This is a genomic window from Streptomyces tardus (assembly GCF_018101125.2).
GTDB classification, from domain to species: Bacteria; Actinomycetota; Actinomycetes; order Streptomycetales; family Streptomycetaceae; genus Streptomyces; species Streptomyces tardus.
The window spans coordinates 4,661,519-4,687,694 of sequence record NZ_JAELVF020000001.1 but is presented as its reverse complement, the minus strand read 5'-3'; the positions used below and the strand labels follow the sequence as shown (position 1 = coordinate 4,687,694).

Sequence of the window (26,176 nt, the reverse complement as noted above, 5' to 3'; positions counted from 1 at the left end):
GCCGGAGGCGGGGAGCCGCGAGGGTGGCGGGGCCAAGCCCGGCGGCGCCGGAACCGGCTTCGGCACCGGAGCAGGCGATGGGGACGCTCCCGCGGGCGCGGGGTCAGCCGGTGCTTCGCCGCGCACCTGAGTGAGAATGGCCCGGACCGACAGACCGTGCCCGTGAAGGGGAGTTCCTGTGGCCATGGCAATTCGAGTCCTGCTGGTGGACGACCAGCCGCTACTGCGCACCGGGTTCCGCATGATCCTGGAGGCGGAGCAGGACATCGCCGTCGTGGGTGAGGCCGGGGACGGCCAGCAGGCCCTGGACCAGGTGCGCGCGCTCCAGCCCGATGTGGTGCTGATGGACATCCGGATGCCGCGGATGGACGGCGTGGAGGCGACCCGGCAGATCTCCGGACCGGAGAAGGACGGGGTCGCCAAGGTTCTGGTGCTGACCACCTTCGATCTGGACGAGTACGTGGTCGAGGCGCTGCGCGCGGGCGCCAGCGGCTTCCTCCTCAAGGACGCGCCCGCCCAGGAGCTGGTCCAGGCGATCCGCGTGGTGGCCGGCGGCGAGGCGATGTTGGCGCCCTCGATCACCCGGCGGCTGCTGGACCTCTACGCGGAGCGGCTGCCGGCCGGCGAGGAGCCCGTCCCGCAGACCCTGCACACCCTGACCGAGCGCGAGGTGGAGGTGCTCAAGCTGGTCGCCAAGGGCCTGTCGAACGCGGAGATCGCCGCCGACCTGTTCGTCAGCGAGACCACCGTGAAGACCCATGTCGGGCATGTGCTGACGAAGTTGGGGCTGCGCGACCGGGTGCAGGCGGCGGTCTACGCGTACGAGAGCGGACTGGTGCGCCCCGGAGCGCAGTAGCCGGCCGACGGCGGCGCAGCACCCGCCACAACCGCGGCGCGGCTGGGCCCTCGCCGCCCGCGGTCGGCCCGCGCGGCAGGCCTCCCGGAAAGCGGCAGACCGTCGAGGTGTCGGGGGCGTTGGCCGCCGGTGAGGTCTCCTGCGGCCGGGCGGCGTGCGGGCGGCACTGCCACCCGCGCCGCCCCGGCCTCAGGTCACCACGGCGATCATCGACCGCAGGAAGCCCAGGTCGATCTCCTCGATCGAACCGACGACCAGCCGCTCGGGCGTCCTCTCGACGGGCGCGACGGACGGTACGGCGACCACCCGGCAGCCCGCCGCCTCGGCCGAGGCGACACCGGTCGCGGTGTCCTCGATCACCGCGCAACGGGCGGGCTCCGCGCCGAGCCTGCGGGCCGCGGTCAGGTACGGCTCGGGGTGCGGCTTGGTGTGGCCGACCTCGTCACCGGCGACGGAGAGGGCGAAGTTCTCCGGACCGAGCGAGCGCAGCATGCAGTCGATGTTCACCCGGTGCGAGGCGGAGACCACCGCCGCGGGTACCTGGTGCGCGGCGAGCTCGGTGAGCAGCCGCCGCACTCCGGGCATCAGCGGCACGCCGCGTTCGACTCGGGTGGTGAAGCGGGCCTTCAGCTCCTCCGAGAGCTCCGGCACGGTGATGTCGGCCCCGGTCACCTCGATCAGATACGCCGCGCTGCGACTCATCGGTCCGCCGACCACTACCTGGCGGTGCGGCTCGGCCAGGACGTGGCCCAGCTCGGCGAAGACCTCGCGCTCCACCTCCCACCAGAAGCCCTCGGTGTCCACCAGCGTTCCGTCGAGGTCGAGCAGTACGGCCTGCAGCGCCGAGCCTTCGGCGGTACGGGTGGCGAGAGCGGGAGTGGAGCTGGTCATCCGCGGCACCTCCAGAGCTTCAAGGGCCGGTCGAGGGCCTGGTGGCCCAGGCGTCGACCGGCCCCTGTCGGGTCGGACAGTGTACGCCCGCGCACCCGCCGCCACCCGGTCGGCGCCCGGCGGGTCGGGTTGGGGCGTGCTGCTTCCACCGTCAGGTGTGTGTAATCGGGGGGGCGCCGAGCGGGGTCTCGTCGCCCGCGTAGCCCAGCTCCGAACGCACCCGGGCGTGCCAGTACTCGGCCAGCGCCTCGGCGAGCTGCACGGAGAGCCCGTGCAGCTCGCCGAGGCGCTGGCCGAGTACTGGCACGCCCGGGTGCGTTCGGAGCTGGGCTACGCGGGCGACGACCCGGCCGAGATCGAGGACATGTTCGCGCTGAAGTACCGCGGTGCGCGTTTCTCGCTCGGCTACGGCGCCTGCCCGAACCTGGAGGACCGGGCCAAGATCTCCGAGCTGCTCCAGCCCGAGCGGATCGGGGTCAAGCTCTCCGAGGAGTTCCAGCTGCACCCTGAGCAGTCCACCGACGCCATCGTGCTGCACCACCCGGCGTTGAAGTACTTCGCCTCCGGGTGGTGCAGCACGATGGCGTCGGTGGACTGCTCAGGGTGCAGCTGGAACTCCTCGGAGAGCTTGACCCCGATCCGCTCGGGCTGGAGCAGCTCGGAGATCTTGGCCCGGTCCTCCAGGTTCGGGCAGGCGCCGTAGCCGAGCGAGAAACGCGCACCGCGGTACTTCAGCGCGAACATGTCCTCGATCTCGGCCGGGTCGTCGCCCGCGTAGCCCAGCTCCGAACGCACCCGGGCGTGCCAGTACTCGGCCAGCGCCTCGGCGAGCTGCACGGAGAGCCCGTGCAGCTCGAGGTAGTCGCGGTAGGAGTCACTGGCGAACAGCTCGGCCGTGGCCTCGCCGATCCGCGAACCGACCGTGACGACCTGGAGCCCGACCACGTCCCGCTCGCCCGTCTCGGCCGGGCGGAAGAAGTCCGCCAGGCACAGCCGGCGGCCGCGCCGCTGCCGCGGGAAGGTGAAGCGGGTCAGCTCCTTGTCGTCGTCGCCGAAGAGCACCAGATCGTTGCCCTCGGCGTGGCAGGGGTAGTAGCCGTGGACGACCGCCGCCTCCAGCAGGTTTTCGGTGTGCAGCTGGTCCAGCCAGCCGCGCAGCCGCGGCCGGCCCTCGGTCTCGACCAGCTCCTCGTAGCTGGGGCCGTCCCCGCTGCGGCTCTGCTTGAGCCCCCACTGCCCCTTGAACAGCGCGCCCTCGTCCAGCCAGGAGGAGTACTCCTTGAGCTGGATGCCCTTGATGACCCTGCTGCCCCAGAACGGCGGCTCGGGGACGGGGTTGTCGACAGAGGTGTCGGAGCGGGTGTCGTCCACCGGCTCCTCCTCGGCGACCACGACGTCGCGCTTGGGCACCCGGCGCTGCTTGAGCGGTGGGAGTTCGGCACCGGGGACGCCCCGCTTGACGGCGAGCAGCGCGTCCATCAGCCGCAGGCCCTCGAAGGCGTCCCGGGCGTACCGGACTTCGCCCTGGTAGATCTCGTACAGGTCCTGCTCCACGTACGCCCTGGTGAGCGCGGCACCGCCGAGGATCACGGGGAAGTCGGTGGCCATGCCCCGGGTGTTCAGCTCCTGCAGGTTCTCCTTCATGATCACCGTGGACTTCACCAGCAGCCCGGACATGCCGATCACGTCGGCCCGGTGCTCCTTGGCGGCGTCGAGAATGGCCGAAACCGGCTGCTTGATACCGAGGTTGACGACGTTGTAGCCGTTGTTCGACAGGATGATGTCGACGAGGTTCTTGCCGATGTCGTGCACGTCGCCGCGGACCGTGGCCAGGACGATGGTGCCCTTGCCGTCGTCGTCGGTCTTCTCCATGTGCGGTTCCAGGTGCGCGACCGCGGTCTTCATCACCTCGGCCGACTGGAGCACGAACGGCAGCTGCATCTGGCCCGAGCCGAACAGCTCGCCGACGATCTTCATCCCGGCCAGCAGGGTGTCGTTGACGATCTGCAGCGCGGGACGCTCGGTCAGCGCCTCGTCCAGGTCCGCTTCCAGGCCCTTGCGCTCGCCGTCGATGACGCGGCGCTGCAGGCGCTCGTCGAGCGGCAGCGAGGCGAGCTCCTCCTGCTTGCCGGCCCGCATCGATTTGGCGTCCACGCCCTCGAAGAGCTCCAGCAGCCGCTGCAACGGGTCGTAGTCCTCGCGGCGGCGGTCGTGGACGAGGTCGAGCGCGACCTCGACCTGCTCCGGCTCCAGGCGGGAGATCGGCACGATCTTGCTCGCGTGCACGATCGCCGAGTCCAGCCCCGCCTTGACGCACTCGTCGAGGAAGACGGAGTTCAGGACCATGCGGGCGGCCGGGTTGAGGCCGAAGGAGATGTTGGAGAGCCCGAGGGTGGTCTGCACCTCGGGATGGCGGCGCTTGAGCTCCCGGATCGCCTCGATGGTGGCGACGCCGTCGCCCCGCGACTCCTCCTGGCCGGTGCAGATCGTGAAGGTCAGGCAGTCGATGAGGATGTCGCACTCACGGATGCCCCAGTTGGTGGTGAGGTCGGTGATCAGTCGCTCGGCGATGGCGACCTTGTCCTCGACCGTCCTGGCCTGGCCCTTCTCGTCGATGGTGAGCGCGATGAGCGCCGCGCCGTGCTCGCGTGCCATCCCGGCGATGCGTGCGAAGCGGGACTCGGGGCCGTCGCCGTCCTCGTAGTTGACGGAGTTGATGACGGCCCGGCCGCCCAGCTTCTCGAGTCCGGCCTCGATGACGTGGGGCTCGGTGGAGTCCAGCACCAGCGGAAGCGTGGAGGCGGTGGCGAACCGGCCCGCCAGCTCCTTCATGTCGGCGACGCCGTCCCGGCCGACGTAGTCCACGCACAGGTCGAGCATGTGCGCGCCCTCGCGGATCTGTCCCCGCGCGATCTCGACGCAGTCGTCCCAGCGGGCCTCCAGCATCGCCTCGCGGAACTTCTTGCTGCCGTTGGCGTTGGTGCGCTCACCGATGGCCAGGTACGAGGTGTCCTGGCGGAACGGCACGGTCTGGTAGAGGGAGGCGGCTCCCGGTTCGGGTCGGGGGTTGCGCTCTCCCGGTGCCATTCCCCGTACGCGCTCGACGAGTTGGCGCATGTGCTCGGGGGTCGTGCCGCAGCAGCCGCCGACCAGGGAGAGGCCGAACTCGCGGACGAAGCCCTCCTGCGCGTCCGCCAGCTCCGGCGCGGTCAGCGGGTAGTGCGCGCCGTCCTTGCCCAGAACCGGCAGGCCGGCGTTGGGCATACAGGCGATCGGGGTCCTGGAGTGCCGGGCGAGGTAGCGCAGGTGCTCGCTCATCTCGGCCGGGCCGGTGGCACAGTTCATCCCGATGAGGTCGATGCCCAGCGGTTCCAGCGCGGTGAGCGCGGCGCCGATCTCCGAACCGAGCAGCATCGTGCCGGTCGTCTCTACGGTCACCGAAACGATCAGCGGTACGTCCATGCCGGTGGCGGCCAGCGCCCGCTTGGCACCCAGCACCGAGGACTTGGTCTGCAACAGGTCCTGGGTGGTCTCCACCAGGAGCGCGTCGGCGCCGCCGGCGAGCATGCCCTCGGCGTTGCGCTGGTAGGCGTCGCGCAGGATGGCGTACTCGGTGTGGCCGAGCGTGGGCAGTTTGGTGCCGGGCCCCATCGAGCCGAGCACCCAGCGGGTCCTGCCGTCGCCGGCGGTGAACTCGTCGGCGACCTGGCGGGCGAGGGCTGCTCCCGACTCGGAGAGCTCCTCGACCCGGTGCACGATGTCGTACTCGCCGAGCGCCGCGTGGTTGGCGCCGAAGGTGTTGGTCTCCACGCAGTCCACGCCGGCGGCGAAGTACTCCTGGTGGACCGAGCGGACGATGTCGGGGCGGGTGACGTTCAGAACCTCGTTGCAGCCCTCGAGGTCCTGGAAGTCCTCCAGCGAGGGGTCCTGGTCCTGGAGCATCGTGCCCATCGCGCCGTCGGCGACGACGACGCGGGAGGCCAGTGCCTCCCGCAGGGCTGCGGCACGCTGTGCCTGAGTGAGGGGCTGCGCGGGCGAGGACATGCGAGTGCTCCCTGGGGTGCGACGGCTGTCGGCTTTACCTCCCGCCGCAGTCACGGCAGAGGTACGCGGACCAGCGTATAGGTCTCGGTCGCATGTGCGGTCAGTCATTTCGCTTCGTGGACCGCCGTAGACTCGGATCGGCTGTCGCTGAACGACATGATCCGATACCGTTCGACATGGTCGACCGCTGTAAGTGACGAGTACGCCCTGAGGTCGATACCGCCCAACGGTCCGTACGGCGAGGGAGGAAGCCCGATGGCCCGCAGCATCCAGTCCCTGGAACGGGCCGCGGCGGTACTGCGACTCCTGGCCGGCGGCGAGCGCCGACTCGGGCTATCCGACATCGCCTCGACACTCGGACTGGCCAAGGGCACCGCGCACGGCCTGTTGCGCACGCTTCAGCAGGAGGGCTTCGTCGAGCAGGACGCGGCATCGGGCCGGTACCAGCTGGGCGCCGAGCTGCTCCGCCTGGGCAACAGCTACCTCGACGTCCACGAGCTGCGCGCCCGCGCGCTGGTGTGGTCCGACGACCTGGCCAGGGCAAGCGGCGAAGCCGTCTACCTCGGAGTGCTGCACCAGCAGGGTGTGCTCGTCGTCCACCACGTCTTCCGCCCGGACGACAGCCGCCAGGTGCTGGAGATCGGCGCCATGCAGCCGCTGCACAGCACGGCGATGGGCAAGGTCCTGGCGGCCTACGACCCGGTCGCCCACAGCGAGTTGCTGGACGGCGCGCGGGAGGCGTTCACCTCCCGTACGACCACGGAGGCGCCGGAGCTGGAGGCGACCTTCGAGCAGACCAGGCAGCACGGCTGGGCCAGCGACACCGAGGAGTCCTGGGAGGGCGTGGCCTCGGTCGCGGCGCCGATCTTCGACCGGCGGCGGATGCCGGTGGGCGCGGTGGGCATCACCGGCGCGGTGGAGCGGGTCTGCGAAGACGGAACGATCCGCCCCACCCTCGTCGCCGCCGTACGGGGCTGCGCGCGCTCGGTCTCCCGGGATCTGGGCGCCGGCCGCTTCTGAGCACCCTGGGCGCCGGGCGATCCGGGGCACCCCGGCCACCCCGCCGCTGACGACCCCGCAGGACCGGCGGGGTCTCCGCGCCGCACCGCTCCAGCGCATCCCCCACCGCCGCAACGCATCTTTCCGCCGTACCGCCGCGGCGCACAGCGCCCGTGCGGCCGGGACGCCGCACCACTGCCCACCCGCCCCCTTGACGGAAACCCATTCGAGGAGAAAACTGCCGTGCGACGGTCGACATTGTCGAACGCGAGACGGGATCGGTTCACTCGTCCACTTCTGCACGTCTCTTGAATCTCCCTGACAAAGGAGTCGCGGGTGTCCAACGCAGACATACTCACCGGCGAGGTCATCGGCACCGCCGTGCTCATCCTGCTCGGCGGCGGCGTGGTGGCCGGTGTCGTCCTCAAGCGCTCCAAGGCGTTCAACGCGGGATGGCTCGCCATCACGTTCGGCTGGGGCATCGGCGTGCTCACCGGTGCCTACATCTCGACCACCCTCTCCGGTGCACACCTGAACCCGGCGGTCACCGTCGGTATCGCGATCAAGGAAGGCGCCTGGGACAAGGTGCCGTTCTACTTCCTCGGCCAGATGATCGGCGCGATCATCGGCGCCACGCTGGTCTACGTCGCCTACTACGGCCACTTCCTCGCGCACCTCAACGACCCGGAGACGGTCAAGGCCCAGCAGGAGGCGCAGAAGAACGCCCCGGCGGGCACCACGCCGCCCGGCCCCGTGCTCGGCGTCTTCTCCACCGGCCCCGAGATCCGCAACCCCGTGCAGAACGTGGCGACCGAGACGATCGCCACCACCGTCCTGGTCCTGGCGATCCTGGCCCTCAACCTCACCGAGGGCCTCGCGGTCTCCGGTACGGGCGTGCTGATGGTCGCGCTCGTCGTCGTCGGCATCGGCCTCTCGCTCGGCGGCCCCACCGGGTACGCGATCAACCCGGCACGTGACCTCGGTCCGCGAATCGTGCACGCGGTGCTCCCCCTGCCGAACAAGGGCGGGTCAGACTGGAGCTACGCGTGGGTGCCCGTTGTCGGCCCGCTGCTCGGCGGTGCGATCGCCGGCGGGATCTACCAGCTCGCCTTCGCCTGACCACCGCTGACGGGCGCTCAGCCGCAGCCCGCGCCAGCCACCGAATCGACGTCACGGAGCCGCACTCATGACCGAGAACACCACAGCAGCAGACACCTCCCGCGCCTACATCGCGGCGATCGACCAGGGCACCACCTCCAGCCGCTGCATCATCTTCGACAAGGACGGCCGCACCGTCGGGGTCGACCAGAAGGAACACGAGCAGATCTTCCCGAAGCCCGGCTGGGTGGAGCACGACGCCGCCGAGATCTGGACGAACGTGCAGGAAGTGGTCGACGGAGCGGTGCGCCAGGCGGGCATCTCCGCCGACGACGTACGGGCCATCGGCATCACCAACCAGCGCGAGACCACGGTCCTGTGGGACAGGAACACCGGCGAGCCGGTGCACAACGCGATCGTGTGGCAGGACACCCGCACCGACGCAATCTGCCGGGAGCTGGGCCGCAACGTCGGCCAGGACCGCTTCCGCCGGGAGACCGGGCTGCCGCTCGCCTCCTACTTCGCCGGCCCCAAGGTCCGCTGGCTGCTGGACAACGTCGAGGGACTGCGCGAGCGCGCCGAACGCGGCGAGATCCTCTTCGGCACCATGGACTCCTGGGTCATCTGGAACCTCACCGGCGGCACCGAGGGGGGCGTGCACGTCACCGACGTCACCAACGCATCCCGCACCATGCTGATGAACCTGCGTTCCATGGACTGGGACTCCAAGATCTGCTCCTCGATGGGCGTTCCCACCGAGCTGCTTCCGGAAATCCGTTCCTCCGCCGAGGTGTACGGGACCGCGGTCGGCGGCGCGCTCGACGGCATCCCGGTCGCCTCCGCGCTCGGCGACCAGCAGGCCGCGCTCTTCGGCCAGACCTGCTATGCGGAGGGCGAGGGCAAGTCGACCTACGGCACCGGCACGTTCCTGCTGATGAACACCGGTCACACGCCGATCAACTCCTACAACGGCCTGCTGACGACGGTCGGTTACCAGATCGGCGACCAGAAGCCGGTGTACGCGCTGGAGGGATCCATCGCGGTGACCGGCTCGCTGGTGCAGTGGATGCGCGACCAGATGGGCCTGGTCTCCACCGCCGCCGAGATCGAGACGCTGGCCAGCACGGTGGAGGACAACGGCGGCACGTACTTCGTGCCGGCGTTCTCCGGCCTGTTCGCCCCGTACTGGCGTCCCGACGCCCGCGGTGTGATCACCGGCCTCACCCGGTACGTGACCAAGGCCCACCTGGCCCGCGCCGTTCTGGAGGCGACCGCCTGGCAGACCCGCGAGATCGTCGACGCGATGACGAAGGACTCCGGGGTGGAGCTGACCGCGCTCAAGGTCGACGGCGGCATGACCTCCAACAACCTGCTCATGCAGCAGATCTCGGATGTGCTGGACACCCCCGTGGTCCGTCCGATGGTCGCCGAGACCACCTGCCTGGGCGCCGCCTACGCGGCCGGTCTGGCCGTCGGCTTCTGGCCGGACACCGACGCACTGCGCGCCAACTGGCGCCGGGCGGCCGAATGGACCCCCCACATGGACGCGGCCGTGCGCGACCGCGAGTACAAGAACTGGCTCAAGGCCGTCGAGCGGACCATGGGCTGGATCGAAGAGGAGAACTGATCGCAATGAACACCCTGCCCCGCGTCCCGTCCCTGGGGACGCATCCGACTGCCGGTACCGGCCCCGACCGCGCCGAAACCAGGGAAGTGCTCTCCGGTGCGCACTTCGATCTGCTGGTTGTCGGCGGCGGCATCCTGGGCACCTCGGTCGCCTGGCATGCCGCGCAGTCGGGGCTGCGGGTGGCGATGGTGGACGCCGGCGACTTCGCCGGCGCCACCTCCTCCGCCTCCTCCAAGCTGGTCCACGGCGGTCTTCGCTACCTCCAGACCGGCTCGGTCAAGCTGGTGGCGGAGAACCACCACGAGCGGCGGGTGCTCGCCAAGGACGTGGCACCTCACCTGGTCAACCCGCTCACCTTCTATCTGCCGGTCTACAAGGGCGGCCCGCACGGCGCCGCCAAGCTGGGCGCCGGCGTCTTCGCCTACTCGGCACTCTCCGCGTTCGGCGACGGGGTCGGGCGGGTCATCTCGCCGTCCAAGGCCGCCGCGGACAACCCCGGGCTGCGCACCGAGAACCTCAAGGCGGTCGCCGTCTACGGCGACCACCAGATGAACGACTCACGAGTCGCGATCATGACGGTGCGTGCCGCGGTGCAGTCGGGCGCGGTCGTCCTCAACCACGCCGAGGTCACCGGCCTGCGTTTCACCGGCGGCCGGGTGACCGGTGCCGAGCTCAAGGACCGGGTGGACGGCACCGAGTTCGGTGTCAGTGCCCGGTTGGTGCTCAACGCCACCGGCCCCTGGGTCGACCACCTGCGCCGGATGGAGAACGCCGGCGCCGACCCGAGCATCCGCCTCTCCAAGGGCGCCCACGTCGTACTGCGCCGCAAGGCTCCGTGGCGGGCGGCGATGGCGACCCCGATCGACAAGTACCGCATCACCTTCGCCCTCCCCTGGGAGGACCAGCTGATGCTCGGCACCACCGACGAGATGTACGAGGGCGACCCCGCGGACGTCGACGCGACGGACGCCGACGTCGACCAGATCCTGGACGAGGCCGCGGTGTCGGTGAAGGACGAGCACCTCTCCCGCGATCTGATCACCTACGCCTTCGCCGGACTGCGGGTGCTGCCCGGCGGTCCGGGCGGGGTGGAGTCCGCCAAGCGGGAGACGGTGGTCTCCGAGGGCCGGGGCGGCATGCTCTCGGTCGCCGGCGGCAAGTGGACGACGTACCGGCACATCGGACGCACCGTCATGAACCGCCTGGCCAAGCTGCCGGGAGCGCCGCTGGTCGACGACATGGAGCCGGTGCGGTCACTGCCGCGGCGGCTCCCCCTGCCGGGCGTCGCCAACCCCAACGCGGTGGCCCACCGACTGCTGGTGGACCGCGAACCGGACGGCGGGATCGACGTGTTGACCGCGCGTCACCTCGCGACCCACTACGGTTCGCTGGCGTTCGAGATCGCCCGGCTGGTCAGCGAGGACCCGACCCTCGGGGAGCGCATCCACCCCGACGGCCCGGAGATCTGGGCGCAGGCGGTGTACGCCCGCGACCACGAGTGGGCGCAGACCGCCGACGACGTCACCCGTCGGCGCACCACGCTGACGGTGCGGGGGTTGGACACCCCCGAGGTCCGCGCCCGTATCGAGGAGCTGCTGGAGGCCCGCTGAGCCCCCGGCGAGAAACACGGCCGGTCCCCCGCCGGTCGTGACACGGGCCCGTGCGGCAGACCGCCTCCGTCGAGGCGGTCTGCCGCACGGGCCCGTCGCTGTGCCTGCGGGCCCTGCGTGCGTGCGTCGTGGGCGTGCGTCGCGTGCGGGCCCGGCGCCGTACGTCGCGGGACGCGGGGCGGGTGAGCGGCGGATGACGCCGGTGCGCAGGCCGGGGCCGTACTTTCGTGCGGCGGTCTCGTACGCCGCCGGTACCCGCCGTGTCTGCGGCCCGTTCCGTACCGCGCTCGACGCCGCGGGCTGCAACGAGGGGCTCCGCACGCCGTAGGCTGGGCGGGCAAACGACACGTAGGTGAGCCGTACGGGGCGGAACGCGCAGCGTCGCCCCCGACCGGCCGGAAGGAGGCGCTGGGTGATCGAGCTCGAGGGGATGCCCGAGCTGGTCGACCCGGTCATGGTGGCCGCGTTCGAGGGCTGGAACGACGCCGGCGACGCCGCCTCCGCCGCGGTCGCACATCTGGACCGGGAATGGAAGGGCGAGGTCTTCGCCGCGCTGGACGCGGAGGACTACTACGACTTCCAGGTCAACAGGCCGCACATGTGGCTCGACGGCGGAGTCCGCAAGGTCACCTGGCCCACGACCCGGCTCTCGGTGGTGCGCACCGGCGGCGAGAAACCGCGCGACCTGGTGCTGGTCCGCGGCATCGAGCCCAGCATGCGCTGGCGCTCGTTCTGCAACGAACTGCTGGGATTCGCCCATGAGTTGGGTGTCGAGATGGTCGTGGTGCTCGGCGCGCTGCTCGGAGACACCCCGCACACCCGCCCGGTGCCGGTGACCGGAATGACCTCCGACTCCGACCTGGCCAGGACCATGCAGCTGGAGGAGTCCAAGTACGAGGGGGCGACCGGCATCGTCGGCATCCTCCAGGAGGCGTGCACCCACGCGGGAGTACCGGCGCTGAGCCTGTGGGCGGCGGTGCCGCACTACGTCTCGCAGCCGCCGAACCCCAAGGCCGCGCTCGCCCTGCTCAACAGGCTGGAGGATCTGCTGAGCGTGCGCATCCCGCTCGGTGAGCTCACCGAGGACGCGCGCGCCTGGCAGTTGGGCGTCGACCAGCTCGCGGCGGAGGACAGCGAGGTGGCCGAGTACGTCCAGGCGCTGGAGGAGGCGCGGGACACCGCCGAGCTGCCGGAAGCCTCGGGCGAGGCGATCGCCCAGGAGTTCGAGCGCTATCTCCGTCGCCGGGACGGTTCGCCCGGCGGTCGGGCCGCCGAGGGCGGATACAGCGGGCGCACTCGCAGGCCCGCGCGCTCCCCGGAGGAACCCGTTCCCGACGGGGACGCCGACGCCCGCCGCACGGACGAGCCGACGCCTGCCGAGGATTCCGACCGGGACGACTCCCCCGCCTCGGACGACGGCCCGCCCCAAGAGGCAGCCCCGACGCGGGACGAGGACCCGACACGGGACAAGGGCCCGGCCGGGGGCACCCGTGGCGAGGACCGGACGGACGCCGACAGTGCCGGGCCCGGCGAGGACAGCCGCGACGGTGAGGGTGGCGAAGGCAGCGGGTCGGACGGTGACCGCCGAGGCGGGCCGGACGCAACCGGCTGAGGCCCGCTCAACTCCCGGCCGTCACCCGCAGGTTGAGCAGGACGGGACGCACCTGACGCGACGCGCCGCGGAACATGGATGCGTCGGCAGGCAGCCTCGCGGGCAGGGAAAGTCCACCACCGGTGTACGACGCGGCAGCGGGCAGTCGCGCCGTACACCGGTGATGGTTCAGAGTGCGACGCCGAGCAGCGCGTCGACCGCGCGCGAGACCAGCCCCGGAGCGCCCTCGTCGGAACCGCCTTCGCCTTCCTGGAGGTCCGCCCAGCGGTCGACCGCGGCCAGCGCGGCCGGGGTGTCCAGATCGTCGGCCAGCGCCGTCCGCAGCTCCGCCAACAGCTTGTCCGCGGACGGCCCGTCGGGACGGGAGACCGCGGCGCGCCAGCGGTCGAGCCGGGAGGTGGCGTCGTCGAGAACGGACTCGGTGTACTCCCAGTCCGCGCGGTAGTGGTGAGCGAGGAGGGTGAGGCGGATCGCCGCCGGGTCCACCCCGTCACGCCGCAGCGCGGAGACGAAGACGAGGTTGCCCTTCGACTTGGACATCTTCTCGCCGTCCAGCGCGACCATGCCGGCGTGCACGTACGCCTTGGCGAAGGGGTACTCGCCCGCCAGGGCCTGGGCGTGCGAGGCGCCCATCTCGTGGTGGGGGAAGGCCAGGTCGGAGCCGCCGCCCTGGATGTCGAACCCCATGCCCAGGTATCGCAGCGCGATCGCCACGCACTCGATGTGCCAACCGGGGCGTCCGCTGCCGAGCGAGGCACCGTCCCACTCCGGCTCGCCCTCCCTGGCGGCCTGCCACAACAGGGGGTCCAGCGGGTTCTTCTTGCCCGCGCGGTCGGGGTCGCCGCCGCGCTCGGCCGACAGCAGGCGCATCGCCGCGGCGTCCAGCCCGGAGACCTCGCCGAAGTGGGGGTCCGCCTCGACCGAGAAGTAGGTGTCACCCTCCAACTCGTAGGCGGCACCCACCTCTCGGAGCCGCTCCACCAGCGGAACGATCCAGTCGATCGCCTCCACCGCGCCGACGTACTCCTTCGGCGGCAGCATCCGCAGCGCGGTCATGTCCTCGCGGAAGAGCGCCGTCTGCTCGGCCGCGAGGTCCGTCCACTCCACTCCGGTGGCCTTCGCCCGCTCCAGCAGAGGATCGTCGACATCGGTGACGTTCTGTACGTAGTGCACCAGGCGTCCCGCGTCCAGCCAGATGCGCTGGACGAGGTCGAAGGCGTTGTAGGTCGCCGCGTGCCCCAGGTGGGTCGCGTCGTACGGCGTGATGCCGCAGACGTAGAGGCGGGCGACGGGACCGGTGTCGGGGGTGACCCTGGTGCCGGTCGCGGTGTCGTGAATCCTCAGGTCGCGGCCCTGACCAGGCAGGGCGGGGACCTCGGAAGCAGGCCAGACATGCATGGACAAGAGCGTAACCGGATGGGTGTTCCAGGTACGAACGGGAGCCGGTCACAAGGCCGGTAAGGCACTCTTGCGCCGACGGCGCTGCTGTGCCCGCGTCCCGTCGGAGTCGGGGCCGGGCGTGGGTGGAACGATCGGCGCAGTGGAGGTGCCGGCGGCTGCCCTACACCGGCGGCCAGGGGATCGCCGGCCAGTCGCCGCTCGGCAGCGGGTGCCTGCCGGAGGAGAGCAGCGAGGCGACACGCTTGCGCAGCGCCTGGACCTCGGCCTCGCTCAGCAGTCCGTCCAGCTGCCCGGCCAGCGGGCCCCCGTGCTCCGCGAGCGCACGGGAGAGTGCACGGAGTGCGGCGGTCGCCTCCTCGGGCAGGGGCTCCCCGGCCCAACCCCACAGCAGCGTCCGCAGTTTGTCGTCCGTGTGAAAGGTCACTCCGTGGTCAATGACGCGCAACCGCCCGTCGGGCTGCGGCAGCAGGTGCCCGCCCTTGCGGTCGGCGTTGTTGATCACCGCGTCCAGCACAGCGGTGCGTCGCAGCCGCTCGTCGTCGGCGTGCACCAGGAGTGCGGTGCGCTCCGCTCCCGACTCGTCCGGTACGGCCGCGAAGCCGATCGCCTTCCACCCGGGCCCGGGCTCCTGGGCGTCCACGAGTGCCAGCAGCTCGCTGAGCCCGCCGAACCCGTCCGACGCATCGGCACCGTCCGGTCCGGCCGGCCCGCCCGCCTCCGCTGGCTCCTCCGACTCCGCGCGCTCGCCGGGGCCCGGCCGCTCGTCCGGCCCCGCCCGGCCGGGCCGGGTGCCGATCCACTGCTGGCACATGCCCCTGCCGTGCGGGCCCTCCCGCAGAACGGTGGGCGGGATCAGGTCCCAGCCCATCGCGCGGCACACCTCGTACGCGGCGACCTCGCGGCCCGCGAGGTCGCCCTCGGGGAAGTCCCACAGCGGGCGCTCCCCGAGCACCGGCTTGTACACACAGTCCAGCTGCTCCCCGCCCTGGGCCACCGAGGCGTACAGCACCGCGTTCGAGGCGTTGGGGATGCGGCCGTGCACGGTCAGAACGCCCTCGGCGAGCAGCGTGCGGACGGTCAGTCCGCGCTCCTGCGGTAGCCGTTCTGACGCGGGCACACATGTCCTTCCGGGTCGAGCGGGAGGCTGCACAGCGGACACGGCGGGCGGCCCGCGTTGACGACGTCGATGGCCCGCTTGGCGAACGCCCGCGCCATCTCGCCGGTGATCCGCACCCGGAGCATCGGCGGGCCGTTCTCCTCGTCCTGGAGCAGCCGCTCCTCGGCGTCCGCGAGGTCCTCCTCGGAGTCCGCCTCCAACTCGACCAGCGCCTGCGCCTCGATCACCATGCGATCGCTCTCGCCGTCCCACGCCAGCGCCATCGTGCCGACGCGGAACTCCTCGTCGATCGGCGCCTCCAGCGGGGCGGTGTCGGGCGAATCCGCGGCCACCGCCGGGACCGGGGCATCGCCGCCGCTGCGGCGCACCACCTCGTCGAGCAGCTCGTCGATCCGCTCCGCGAGCGCCTCCACCTGGGCCTTCTCCAGGGAGACGCTGGTGGTGCGCCCCTCACTGGTCGCCTGCAGGAAGAACGTACGCCGTCCGGGAAGGCCGACCGTGCCGGCGACGAACCGGTCCGGGGGGTCATAGAGAAAGACCTGACGCGACACGTCCTACTCCAACAACTGGGCTACGGGGATATAGCGGCACCCTACTGGTCGCCGCGATCAACTCGGCCACGCACCGGGGGAACCCGGCTACCTGCCACCCCCGACGACCGCCTGCTCGCCGTCCGAGCCGCCCCGACCGCTCTCCGCCGGCGCGCTCGCCCCCGCCGGCGGAGCGAGCGGGCCGAGGTCGCCCGTCTCGCCGAGCCGGACCACGTAGGGCCGCATCGGGGTGTAGCGGACGGCGGTAACCGAGCAGGTCTCGACCGCGATGCGCTGGAAGAGGTCCAGATGCATTCCGAGGGCGTCGGCGACCACCGATTTGATGATGTCGCCGTGGCTGCACATCAGATAGACCGCGTCCGCGCCGTGCTCGGCCTCGATCCGCGCGTTCCAGTCGCGGACCGCCTCGACCGCGCGCTGCTGCATGACGCGCATCGACTCGCCGCCGGGGAAGACCGCGGCGCTGGGGTGCTGCTGGACGGTGGCCATCAGCGGCTCCCCGCCGAGCCCGGCGAGGTCCCGACCGGACCATTGGCCGTAGTCGCACTCGTTGATCCGCTCCTCGATCTCGACGCTGTGGCCCCGCTGCTCGACGAGCGGTGCGAGCGTCTGGCGGCAGCGCAGCATCGGGCTGCGCACGACGGCGGACAGCGCGATGCCGGACAGCCGGTCGGGGAGCGCGCGGGCCTGCTCCGCGCCGAGGGCGTCGAGTTCCACCCCGGGGGTGCGGCCTGCGAGCACCCCTGAGGTGTTGGCGGTGGACCGTCCGTGGCGGACGAGGAGGAGCGTGGGCATGTCTGCCAGCGTACGACCGAGCTCTCGCGGCGCGGAGCCCTCCGGCGCCCGTAACTCCGGGACCGGTGCGGGCGTTGTGCCCCGTGACGGCCGTGGCGGGGAGACCCCGAGCCCCCACCACGGCCGTGGGACTTCACTCTTTCCGGGCGGATCGGCACCGGGCCGCCGCCGGCCCTTCCCGCCCGTCCGCGGTCGGCGCCCGTTCAGCCCGCCGCCCCCGCGCTCGGGCCGCTTCCGGCACCTCAGAGCTTCTTCCGGCACCTCAGGGCTTCGGCGGAGTTCGCGGTCCGGGGCGGCCCGGATCAGGCCGCGCCGGACCGCTCCAGGGCTTCCACTCCCGCCCGCAGCGCGGTGATCCGCTCCTCCAGGCTGAAGCCCGCCGGTGCCAGCGACAGGGTGCCGACACCCGCCTCCGCGTAGGCGCGCATCCGGTCCGCGATGCGGTCGACCGGGCCCAACAGCGTGGTGGAGTCGATGAGTTGCTCCGGTACGGCGGCGCCCGCCGCCTCCTTCTCGCCCGCCAGGTACTTGTCCTGGATCTCGGCGGCCTCCTTCTCGTACCCCATGCGCTGGGCGAGGCGGTTGTAGAAGTTCTGCCTGCGGCTGCCCATGCCGCCCACATAGAGCGCGGTGTAGGGACGGAACATGTCGGCCAGCGCGCTGACGTCCTCGCCCACCGCCATGGGGACGGTCGGGCAGACGTCGAAGCCCTCCAGCGTCTTCCCGGCCTTCTCCCGGCCCGCGCGCACCGGTCCGAGTGTCGTGGTCTCGGCGTGCTCGGGGGCGAAGAGCACCAGCAGCGCGCCGTCGGCGATCTCGCCGGTCTGCTCCAGGTTCTTGGGGCCGATCGCCGCGATGTAGAGCGGAATGCGCTCACGCTCCGGGTGCACGGTGAGCTTGATCGGCTTACCCGGACCGTCGGGCAGCGGCAGCGTCCAGTGCTCGCCCTCGTGGGTCAGTCGCTCGCGGGCCATCGCCTTGCGGACGATCTCCACGTACTCACGGGTGCGGGCGAGGGGCTTGTCGAACTTGACGCCGTACCAGCCCTCGGAGACCTGCGGGCCGGAGACGCCCAGGCCCAGCCGGAACCGGCCGCCGGAGAGCGTGTCCAGGGTCGCGGCGGTCATCGCGGTCATCGCGGGGGCGCGGGCGGGGATCTGGAAGATGCCCGAACCGACGTCGATGCGTTCGGTGTGGGCGGCCACCCAGCTGAGCACGGTGGGGGCGTCCGAGCCGTACGCCTCCGCGGCCCAGCAGACCTCGTAGCCCAGCCGGTCCGCCTCCTTGGCCACCTCCAGGTTGTCCCGGTCCATGCCGACACCCCAGTAGCCGAGGTTGATGCCGAGCCGCATGAGGGCTCCTCTCGTCGTTGAGCCTTACCCATCAGTAACGTTGCTGCCCCTGGGACTGTAGCGACTGCCCGAACTAGTCTCAACGCCCATGGAGCTAAGGCAACTGGGGCGCACCGGCCTCCGTGTCTCCAGGATCGGCCTGGGCACACTCACCTGGGGCAGGGAGTCCTCCGACCAGGAGGCGGCGCGCCTGCTGAAGACCTTCTGGGAGGCGGGCGGCACCCTCGTCGACACCGCCGACGTCTACGCGGACGGCGGCGCCGAGTGCCTGCTGGGGCGCCTGATGGAGACCCTGATCCCGCGCCGCGACCTGGTCATCGCGACCAAGGCGGGCTGCGTACCCGACCCCCAGCGGCCCACCGACGGCTCCAGAGGACATCTGCTGGCGGCACTCGACGCCTCCCTGCAACGGCTGGGCACCTCCCACGTGGACCTGTGGCAGGTGCACGCCTTCGATCCGCACACCCCGTTGGAGGAAACGCTCCAGGCGGTGGATCTCGCGGTGCGCAGCGGACGGGCCCGGTACGCCGGGGTGTGCGGGTTCAGCGGCTGGCAGCTCGCGAAGGCGGCCACCTGGCAGTTGGCGGGGGGCGAGTCGCGGATCCGGCTGTCCGGTGCGCAGTTGGAGTACTCGCTGCTCCAACGCGGCCCGGAGCGCGAGGTGTTGCCGGCGGCGCTGGACCTGGGAGTCGGGCTGCTGCCGTCCTCGCCGCTGGGACGCGGGGTGCTGACGGGCAAGTACCGGGAGGGCGCCAGGCCCCAGCACTCGCGCGGGGCGTCCGAGCGCATGGCAGGGTTCGTCGACCCCTATCTCGACGCCGCTTCGGAGCGGGTGGTCGAGGCCGTGCGCACCGCGGCGGACGGACTGGCCGTCAGTCCGCTGCAGGTGGCGCTCGCCTGGGTCCGCGACCGGCCCGCGGTCGCCGCCCCGCTGGTCGGCGCGCGCACAGCGAAGCAGCTGGGACAGGCGTTGTCAGTGGAGGCACTTACGCTTCCTGACGAGATAACCAGGGCGTTGGACGACGTGTCGGCGCCCGAGCACCGCTATCCTGATCAGGACTGGAGCACCCAGTGACCACTCCTCCCCCGACTCCCGGCTCCGGGGCCGGGCCGAGCGACGCCGACCACCCGCCGAGCGACGGCGCGGCTACAGGCACGGCGGACGGCGCGGCAGGCACCACCGACGAGCGGAGCGCGCCGAGCGGGCGGGCTGCCGAGCTGATGGCGGCGGTGCGAGCAGTGGAGAGCGGGGAGCGCGCCGCGACCGACTTCTTCGCCGCTCCCGCGCCGCCGCCCCGGGCTGCTCGGCGCGCCGCACCACCGGTGGCGCCCGCAGCGCCGCACGCCGCCGCGCCGCCGGAGGTGCCCGGTGAGGTCCACGAGCTCTTGGCCCGCGCCGGCGCGCCGGCAGCGTTGGCCGCTCCAGTGGTGCTCGCACTCGGCCCGCAGGCGGCGGAGGTGCTGCTGGAGGACCCGTGGCAGCTGCTCCTGGTCCCCGGCGTACGTCCCGAGCAGGCGGACGCGTTCGCCCGGGCGCTGCCCGGCGAGGAGCGCAGTCCGGACAGCCCCGCGCGCGGCCGGGCGCTCGCGGTGTGGCTGCTTTCCCGGGCCGCCCGCCAGGGCCACACGGTGCTCGAAGTGGGCATGCTGGCGCAGCAGTTGGCCGCCTTCTCGGTGAGCGAGGCGGAGGCCGCCGTGTACGCAGCGGCCGAGGAGGGGCTGCTGCTCGCCTTCGCCCCCGAGCAGGCACAGACGGACGAGCAGGCACCGGCTGACGGCACAGAGGCGGCGGAGCCCGCCGGCGACGGCGCGGCGGCGGAGCCCGCGGGGCCGGTGCTGGTCGGTCTCGAACGCTGGGCTCTGGCCGAGGAGAGCCTCGCCGAGGGCGTCCAGCGGCTGCTGACCACCTTCACCCCGGGCACCGAGGGCCGTGAGGAGTGGGAGAAGGCGGCAGCGTCCGTCTCCGGGCCCTCCGCCCGGGAGTTGATCGGCGCGGTCGCCGGCGCGGCGCTGGTGCTGCACTCCGGCGGCGAGAGCGCCAAGGCCGAGCCTGCCGCGCTGGCGAGCGCGGCAGCCGCGCTCGGGCTGCGCGTCTGTGTGGCCGCGTGGAGCGAGGAGGACCGCGAGCGGCTGCGTGTCGCGGCGACGGACGGGGCGGGGCGGGAGGATGCCTGCACCACGGTCACCGTCGCCGGGCTACTCGGCGGGAGCGAGGGGCCCGGCCGGGACGAGGAGGGCTGCTTCACGGTCGACCTGCTGATCGTCACCGATGCGGGCCTGCTGGGCACCGAGACCGCCGCCGCACTCGTCGAATCGCTGCCCGAGGGCGCGCGGCTGGTGCTGAGCGGCGATCCGCAGCTGCTCGGCTCGGCGGGCGCCGGGCAGGTGCTGGGCGATCTGTTCGCCGCACGGATCTGCCCGCAGGTCGTCTCCCGCACGCCCGACCCGGGCCCGCTCGGCGAGCTGGTGTCGAGCATCGGGATCGGTGAGCTGCCCCGGGTGGAGGCGCCCGACCACGAGGTGGTGATCGTCCCGGTGCGGGACGCGGGCGAGGCGGTGCACCGCAGCGTCCAGTTGGTGGCTGATTCGGTGCCGCGGGCGGTCGGTGTGCCGGCCGAGCAGACCCAGGTCGTCACCGTCGGTCAGGAGGGCGGCGCGGGCACCAAGGCGCTCAACGCCGCGCTCAAGCAGCGTCTCAACCCCGGGACCGGCGCTTTCGACGGCTTCGACGCCGGGGACCGGGTGCTGCACACCCCGCAGCCGGGCCGTTCGGTGCCTGCCACCGTCCTCGGCGCCGACGACGCCGGCCTGCGGCTGGAGTGCTTCGGCCAACAGGTCACGGTGCCCAGGGAGTTGCTGGCCGAGACCGTGCGGCACGGCTGGGCGATCACCGCGCACCAGGCGGCCGGCCGGCGATGGCCCGCCGCGGTCGTCGTGCTGCCGGGGGACGCGGGTGCGCTGCTGGACCGCCGCTGGGTCTACACGGCCTTCGGGCGCGGCGTACGGCACGTTTCGGTCGTCCAGGGGCTCGGTCCCGAGCTGGACCGGATCGTCGCCGAGCGGCCCGGCGCACCGCGCGTCACCAGGCTGCGGTCCCTGCTCACCGCCCAACGGGCGGAGCAGCAGCGGGCGGAGCAGTAGCGAGCGGGCGTCAGGGCTCGGGCCACCGCGGTGGCCCGAGCCCCTGCCCGTCGCGCATGCAGGCGGGGCGGGTGCGGCGGCCCCGGAGCGCCCGTTGCGGGTCTCGGATCGCCCTGCCCGTCCGGCCCCAGCAGCCCCGGTGGGCCCGGGAGTTCAGTGCCGGCGGTCCCGGGAGTCGTAGAGCTCGTCCTCGTCGAAGACGGAGCTGACGTCGAAGCGGCAGATGACGCGCTCGGGGTCGGCGGCGTCGAAGGGCGCGCTCAGCCACTCCCCCGCCTCGGCCGGTTCGTCCGCCGCCAGCACCCAGAGCGTGGAGTCGCCCTCCTCGAGCCCGAACTCCTTGTGCCTGGTGGAGATCTCGTCCGGCTCGAACTCCCCGAACAGCACGCCGAGCGCGGCGTGCACGCTGCTGCCGGCCTCCTCGCCGTCCTCCTCCTCGGCGTCGACCGAGTCGGGATCGAGCTCGCTGATGCGTCGTGCCTGTGCGAGCAGCCGCAGCGGCTCGGCGACGGTGTAGTCCCGGCGCACCAGGACGCTCATGGCGCTCGGGTCGTCCGGCCCCATGTACGGCGGGAGGCTGTCCGCGCCCGGGATCTCGAACGGCGTGACCTCGTCGTGGGCGTCGTAGAGCAGCGCGTCGTACACCTCGCCGGCGGCGGCCAGTTCGTTGAAGGCCGCGTAGACAGCGGCGTCCTCCTCGGGGCCGGCGGCATCGGAACCGTCCCGTTCCTCGATGGCGTCGAGGTGACGGTCCAGCGCGGTCTTCAGGGCTTCGACGGCGGCTCGTACCTCGGCAGCGGCGGGCTGCGCAGCATCAGACATACAGCAGACGCTATCCGTAGTCGGGCCCCGCCCGCACAATAGATGCGATGCCGGAACACAAGAATCGTCCGGCAGGCTCCGGCCCGACCCGCCACCGGGCCCCGGAGAGCCGGTCGGCGGGCCGTTCCGGGGCGGCCGGGTGTCCGCGCCCGCGTCCCGTACCGCTCCCACTCCGCACCGGCCCAGCGCTCTCCTGCGACGCCCCGGCGTCGGGCACCGCCGCGGTCCCGTCGGCCGGCCGTGGCGGCGGCACCCGCCGGACGGCCCCACGAGGACGCAGGCATGTCCGGCGTGATGCGGGTACCTCGGAAGTACGAGGTACCCGCATCGGGTTGACGCCTCCACAGTGGTCGGTGCGTACCTGTGGGGGGCGCGGCGGCGGGCAGGTGACGCCGTCTGTCCAGGGAAAATGGGGGCAACTATGAAGAAGGCCCGAGCACTGGCCGCCGCCGCTGCGGCCACCGCCGCCGGAGCGGCGATCCTCATCGCGCCGGGCACTGCCCAGGCCGCGGAGGACACGAGGGCGCAGGCCGCGTGGAACTGCGCCAAGGGCAATGTGTGCTTCTACTCGGGGGCCGGTGGCACCGGAGTCTCGTGCCGCAGCGACGGCACGGAAGCGAGGTGGGTCAACCAGACCTGCCTGAACACCACCTTCAAGTCGTTCTACAACAACGGCTATGTGGGTCCGCTGGACCACGTGAGGGCCTACACCGGCTTCAACTTCACCGGCACTTCGTACTGCCTACACGTCGGCTGGGACGAGGGCCGAGGGTCCTTCCCGGGGTCCGGGGTCAAGCTCAAGTCGCACAAGTGGTTCACCGGCGAGTGCTGAGCCGGTACTCCGCCCGACAGCAGCAGGCCTGCTGCTGAGGGTGCTCCGCAGCAGAGTGCGGATGTAACGGGTACGGGCCCCGGGAGCGGATCGCCGCTCCCGGGGCCCGTACCCGTTGCCGCCTCCCGGGCCGCCCCCTCGCGCCCGTACCGTCGCTGCCGACTGCGGTCCCGGCGGACACGACACGCGGACTCGCTTCCGGCCGCCGTCCGGATCACGCAGACTTGGCCCCGCCCGGCACGTGTACGTTCGCCCGGACCGGGAGAGTCTGAGGGAAGTGCCGAGAAGCTGGACGATCTCCTGCGACGTCTCTTCTAGCCCAGCGCGGGACGACCTGTGAGCGGATCGTGGTCGCACGTCTCTGAACTGGGAGATTGGATCGGTTTCACGTTCGATGCCGGAATACGAGTTTCGCGATGTGTACGTCCCCCGAGGCGTCTCCCGGAGCGCCGCGACGCGTCTGCTCACCGAGCACGCGGAGTACGGGCACTGGGAGCTGGACAGGTTGCGGCTGCATCCGGACGGGAGTCGGCGGGTACGGCTGCGTCGGCGGATCATCCGCCAGCTGCGCGCGACCTGGTGAGGCGGGAGCGCAGACAGCGGGAGCGGGCCCCGCGACTGCGGGACCCGCTCCTGGTGTGCTTACGGGCGCCGCGTCCGTTCCCAACCGGGTGCACCCGCGGCGCCTGCTGTGTCAGCGCTGGGCGACGCGGCCCCGCCTGAACAGCACATAGCCGCCGAGCATCATCGCGACGGCCACGGGAGCCGCAGCTCCGAGGGCCGGGGCCCCGGTCTGCGCCAACTCGGGCTGCGACTGCTCGGTCTGGGGCTCGACGACCCGCTCGGGGGTCTCCTTCTCCGGAGCCTCGGGCTTCTCGGGAGCAGGCTTCTCCGGAGCTTCGGGCTTCTCCGGGTGCTCCGGCTTCTCGGGGGCCGGCTTCTCGGGGGTCGAGTCGTTGACGCACTCGTTGCCGATTGCCGGGTTCAGCGCGCCGACGACGTTGACGCTGTTGCCGCAGGCGTTGATCGGTACGTCGACCGGGACCTGGACGTTGTTGCCGGACAGCACGCCCGGCGAGCCCTTGGCGACGCCCTGGGCTCCGGCACCGCCGGAACCGCTCTCGTTGCCGCCGCCGGACCGCGTCTGGGTGGCGGAGGAGTCACTGCCGTCCTGGGCGGCGCGGTGCTCGCCGTGGCCGCCCTTGTGCGAGCTGTCGCTCACGTTGGCGCAGAAGTTGCCCACGGCCGGGTTCAGGAGTCCGATCACGGACACCGTGTTGCCGCAGATGTTCACCTGCACGTTCACGGGTACCTGGACGTTGTTGCCGGACAGCACGCCGGGAGAACCCTCGGCGACTGACTGGGCGCCCGAGTCCGCGTACGCGGTACCGCTCGCCAGTGCGAGCACGCCGCCCGCGGCGGCAACGGACACCAAGCTCTTTCTGGTGACCTGTCGCATGGTTGTTTCCTGCCTTATCTGCTTGCGAGTACGCGAGCGGGGCGTGGCATTGCGCCGGCAGTCGCACCTGCTCGCCCGGAACCCGGCGACCCCGGAGCGCATGGCGCGCGCTCCGGGGTCGCGGCGTTAATCCCTGGGGGATCGAGTCAACAGATCTCAGTCGTTGACGCAGGTGTTGCCGAAGGCGGGGTTCAGCAGCCCGATGACGCTGATGGAGTTGCCGCAGACGTTCACGGGCACGTGGACCGGAATCTGGATAACGTTGCCCGACACGACGCCCGGGGAGTGCACAGCGGCACCCTGCGCACCGGAGTCGGCGACGGCGGCACCCGCGCCTGCGAGAACCAGACCACCGGTGGCAGCCGCGGCTGCGACGACCTTCTTGAGCATTTTTCCTCCTAGTTGGCAAAGCGATCCAACCTGCGGACCGCATCACGTGTAACGAGGAGTACGGGGGCGGGCTACGACCTGCCGCCGCGATTCACTCTTCCTGAGTAAGCACGCACACCCGCCCGAATTCGCCTGCCGCGCACGGCACTTCGGCCCGCGACCGGTCCGTCCCGCGTCTCACGCCTGGTCGAGGAAACGGTCCAGGACCCGTACGCCGAACTTGAGCCCGTCCACCGGTACCCGCTCGTCCACCCCGTGGAACATCCCGGCGAAGTCCAGCTCCGGCGGGAGTTGGAGCGGCGCGAAGCCGAAGCACCGGATGCCGAGGTCGTCGAAGTGCTTGGCGTCCGTACCGCCGGAGAGCATGTACGGCACCGCGCGGGCGATCGGGTCCTCGGCCCGCAGCGCGTTCTGCATCGCGTCGACCAGCGCTCCGTCGAAGGTGGTCTCCAGCGCGCGGTCGGCGTGCTCGTCCACCCGTTTGACCCGCGGCCCTAGCACCTTGTCCAGCTCGGCGAGGAACTCCTCCTCGTGGCCGGGCAGGAAGCGGCCGTCGACGTGCGCGGTGGCCTGGCCGGGGATGACGTTGACCTTGTAGCCGGCACCGAGCTGGGTGGGCGCGGCGGTGTTCTGGAGAGTCGCGCCGATGATCTTTGCGATGCCGCCGAGCTTGGCGAGCGTCTCCTCCATGTCCTCGGGGTCGAGCTCGGTGCCGAGGGCGTCGGAGAGCTCGTCGAGGAAGGAGCGAACTGTCTTGGTCATCCGGACCGGGAACTTGTGCCGGCCGAGGCGGGCGACGGCCTCGCAGAGCTCGGTGATGGCGTTGTCGTTGTTGGTCATCGAACCGTGGCCCGCGGTCCCCTCGACCGTCAGGCGCATCCAGTGCATGCCCTTCTGGGCCGTCTCCACGAGGTAGAGGCGGAGATTCTCGTTGACGGTGAAGGAGAACCCGCCGACCTCGCCGATCGCCTCGGTGACGCCCTCGAAGCGATCGCGGTGGTGGTCCACCAGGTGCCGCGCCCCGTAGAGGCCGCCCGCCTCCTCGTCGGCCATGAAAGCGAGCACCACGTCGCGCGGGGGCTTGCGCCCGCTGCGCATCCGCTCCCGCACGACCGCCAGGGTCATCGCGTCCATGTCCTTCATGTCGACCGCGCCCCGCCCCCACAGGCAGCCGTCGGCGATCTCGCCGGAGAACGGGTCATGGGTCCAGTCCGCCGCGTTCGCCGGGACGACGTCGGTGTGACCGTGGATCAGCAGCGCAGGGCGAGAGGGGTCCTCACCCTCGATGCGGGCCACGGTGGACGCCCGCCCGGGAGCGGACTCGAAGATCTCCGGCTCGAGGCCGACCTCGGCCAGCTTCTCGGCGACGTACTCGGCCGCCGCGCGCTCACCTCTGGCCTCCCCACCGCCGAAGTTGCTCGTGTCGATCCGAATCAGATCGCGGCACAGGTCGACGACCTCGTCCTCATCTGTGATGTTCCCACCGGCCGAAGGGCCCGATGCGCTCACGCTGCCTCCCTGAAGTAGCTTCTCGCCCCATCCTCCCGCTTTCCCCCGCACCGCCCAAGAGCACCCGTGA

General features: G+C 71.7%; 21 protein-coding genes and 2 pseudogenes. 11 read left to right on the top strand and 12 right to left on the bottom strand.

All coding sequences use genetic code 11. The features are described from left to right. Positions 1–184 precede the first annotated feature (184 nt). Entirely contained in the window at positions 185–856 is a 672-nt protein-coding gene (locus JGS22_RS20075; protein WP_211040545.1) for a response regulator, read from the top strand. A 189-nt stretch (positions 857–1,045) separates the two neighbouring features. Here the strand turns inward: JGS22_RS20075 and JGS22_RS20070 are convergent, their stop codons facing one another. Beyond that, positions 1,046–1,747 (bottom strand): HAD family hydrolase, encoded by a 702-nt coding sequence (locus tag JGS22_RS20070; RefSeq protein WP_211040546.1) that lies wholly within the window; start codon positions 1,745–1,747, stop codon positions 1,046–1,048. 151 nt (positions 1,748–1,898) lie between these two features. Then, complete coding sequence (locus JGS22_RS20065) at positions 1,899–2,054, bottom strand: hypothetical protein (protein WP_216815045.1); 156 nt, start codon at positions 2,052–2,054, stop codon at positions 1,899–1,901. Here JGS22_RS20065 and JGS22_RS26480 point away from each other — a divergent pair. Beyond that, positions 2,019–2,261 (top strand): annotated as a pseudogene (locus JGS22_RS26480) (vitamin B12 dependent-methionine synthase activation domain-containing protein); the annotation flags it as partial. The gene JGS22_RS20065 and the pseudogene JGS22_RS26480 overlap by 36 nt on opposite strands. A gap of 29 nt (positions 2,262–2,290) precedes the next feature. Here the strand turns inward: JGS22_RS26480 and metH are convergent. Further along, positions 2,291–5,791, bottom strand: a pseudogene (metH, locus tag JGS22_RS20060) (methionine synthase); the annotation flags it as partial. 255 nt (positions 5,792–6,046) lie between these two features. On the opposite strand from metH, the gene JGS22_RS20055 reads away from it, so the two are divergent. The 5 genes from JGS22_RS20055 (at position 6,047) to JGS22_RS20035 (ending at position 12,737) form a co-directional block, all read left to right on the top strand. After that, positions 6,047–6,811, top strand: coding sequence for an IclR family transcriptional regulator (locus tag JGS22_RS20055; protein ID WP_211041511.1), 765 nt, complete (start codon positions 6,047–6,049; stop codon positions 6,809–6,811). 315 nt (positions 6,812–7,126) lie between these two features. Continuing rightward, the gene (locus JGS22_RS20050) at positions 7,127–7,909 is read left to right on the top strand and encodes an MIP/aquaporin family protein (RefSeq protein ID WP_211041510.1); all 783 of its coding nucleotides are present in this window, start codon (positions 7,127–7,129) and stop codon (positions 7,907–7,909) included. 67 nt (positions 7,910–7,976) lie between these two features. Then, complete coding sequence (gene glpK, locus JGS22_RS20045) at positions 7,977–9,515, top strand: glycerol kinase GlpK (RefSeq protein ID WP_211041509.1); 1,539 nt, start codon at positions 7,977–7,979, stop codon at positions 9,513–9,515. Positions 9,516–9,520: 5 nt separating this feature from the next. Further along, positions 9,521–11,125 carry a glycerol-3-phosphate dehydrogenase/oxidase gene (locus JGS22_RS20040; RefSeq protein ID WP_211041508.1) on the top strand — a complete coding sequence of 535 codons (1,605 nt, stop codon included), beginning with the start codon at positions 9,521–9,523 and terminating at the stop codon, positions 11,123–11,125. Positions 11,126–11,537: 412 nt separating this feature from the next. Further along, positions 11,538–12,737: a PAC2 family protein gene (locus JGS22_RS20035; protein WP_211041507.1), complete on the top strand. Its 1,200-nt coding sequence runs from the start codon at positions 11,538–11,540 to the stop codon at positions 12,735–12,737. Positions 12,738–12,905: 168 nt separating this feature from the next. Here the strand turns inward: JGS22_RS20035 and mshC are convergent, their stop codons facing one another. The 5 genes from mshC to JGS22_RS20010 all read right to left on the bottom strand — a co-directional run bounded on the left by mshC (position 12,906) and on the right by JGS22_RS20010 (position 17,953). Then, positions 12,906–14,135: a cysteine--1-D-myo-inosityl 2-amino-2-deoxy-alpha-D-glucopyranoside ligase gene (gene mshC / locus JGS22_RS20030; RefSeq protein ID WP_211041506.1), complete on the bottom strand. Its 1,230-nt coding sequence runs from the start codon at positions 14,133–14,135 to the stop codon at positions 12,906–12,908. Positions 14,136–14,298: 163 nt separating this feature from the next. Further along, positions 14,299–15,255 (bottom strand): SCO1664 family protein, encoded by a 957-nt coding sequence (locus JGS22_RS20025; RefSeq protein ID WP_211041505.1) that lies wholly within the window; start codon positions 15,253–15,255, stop codon positions 14,299–14,301. Continuing rightward, positions 15,216–15,806, bottom strand: a complete 591-nt coding sequence (locus JGS22_RS20020; RefSeq protein WP_211041504.1) for a DUF3090 domain-containing protein — start codon at positions 15,804–15,806, stop codon at positions 15,216–15,218. Before JGS22_RS20020 ends, JGS22_RS20025 begins: the two co-directional genes overlap by 40 nt. An 87-nt stretch (positions 15,807–15,893) precedes the next feature. Then, positions 15,894–16,601 (bottom strand): histidine phosphatase family protein, encoded by a 708-nt coding sequence (locus tag JGS22_RS20015; protein WP_211041503.1) that lies wholly within the window; start codon positions 16,599–16,601, stop codon positions 15,894–15,896. A 302-nt stretch (positions 16,602–16,903) separates the two neighbouring features. Continuing rightward, positions 16,904–17,953, bottom strand: a complete 1,050-nt coding sequence (locus JGS22_RS20010) for an LLM class F420-dependent oxidoreductase (RefSeq protein ID WP_211041502.1) — start codon at positions 17,951–17,953, stop codon at positions 16,904–16,906. A gap of 88 nt (positions 17,954–18,041) precedes the next feature. Between JGS22_RS20010 and JGS22_RS20005 the strand changes: the two genes are divergently transcribed. After that, complete coding sequence (locus tag JGS22_RS20005; RefSeq protein ID WP_211041501.1) at positions 18,042–19,028, top strand: aldo/keto reductase; 987 nt, start codon at positions 18,042–18,044, stop codon at positions 19,026–19,028. After that, positions 19,025–21,094 (top strand): helix-hairpin-helix domain-containing protein, encoded by a 2,070-nt coding sequence (locus tag JGS22_RS20000; RefSeq protein ID WP_308405764.1) that lies wholly within the window; start codon positions 19,025–19,027, stop codon positions 21,092–21,094. Before JGS22_RS20005 ends, JGS22_RS20000 begins: the two co-directional genes overlap by 4 nt. Before the next feature lie 153 nt (positions 21,095–21,247). Here the strand turns inward: JGS22_RS20000 and JGS22_RS19995 are convergent, their stop codons facing one another. Next, on the bottom strand, positions 21,248–21,916 hold the full coding sequence (locus tag JGS22_RS19995) for a hypothetical protein (protein WP_211041500.1): 669 nt from the start codon (positions 21,914–21,916) through the stop codon (positions 21,248–21,250). Positions 21,917–22,337: 421 nt separating this feature from the next. Here JGS22_RS19995 and JGS22_RS19990 point away from each other — a divergent pair, with 421 nt between their 5' ends. Next, on the top strand, positions 22,338–22,748 hold the full coding sequence (locus JGS22_RS19990; protein WP_211041499.1) for a peptidase inhibitor family I36 protein: 411 nt from the start codon (positions 22,338–22,340) through the stop codon (positions 22,746–22,748). Positions 22,749–23,142: 394 nt separating this feature from the next. Beyond that, positions 23,143–23,331: a DUF5703 family protein gene (locus JGS22_RS19985; protein ID WP_211041498.1), complete on the top strand. Its 189-nt coding sequence runs from the start codon at positions 23,143–23,145 to the stop codon at positions 23,329–23,331. A gap of 111 nt (positions 23,332–23,442) precedes the next feature. On the opposite strand, the gene JGS22_RS27165 is transcribed toward JGS22_RS19985, so the two are convergent. From JGS22_RS27165 to JGS22_RS19970, 3 genes are all read right to left on the bottom strand, one after another. Then, complete coding sequence (locus JGS22_RS27165) at positions 23,443–24,207, bottom strand: chaplin (protein ID WP_211041497.1); 765 nt, start codon at positions 24,205–24,207, stop codon at positions 23,443–23,445. A 156-nt stretch (positions 24,208–24,363) separates the two neighbouring features. Continuing rightward, entirely contained in the window at positions 24,364–24,597 is a 234-nt protein-coding gene (chpH, locus tag JGS22_RS19975; protein WP_211041496.1) for a chaplin ChpH, read from the bottom strand. A 177-nt stretch (positions 24,598–24,774) separates the two neighbouring features. Further along, a complete protein-coding gene (locus JGS22_RS19970; RefSeq protein WP_211041495.1) occupies positions 24,775–26,106 on the bottom strand; it encodes a M20/M25/M40 family metallo-hydrolase in 1,332 nt (443 codons plus the stop codon). Positions 26,107–26,176 lie beyond the last annotated feature (70 nt).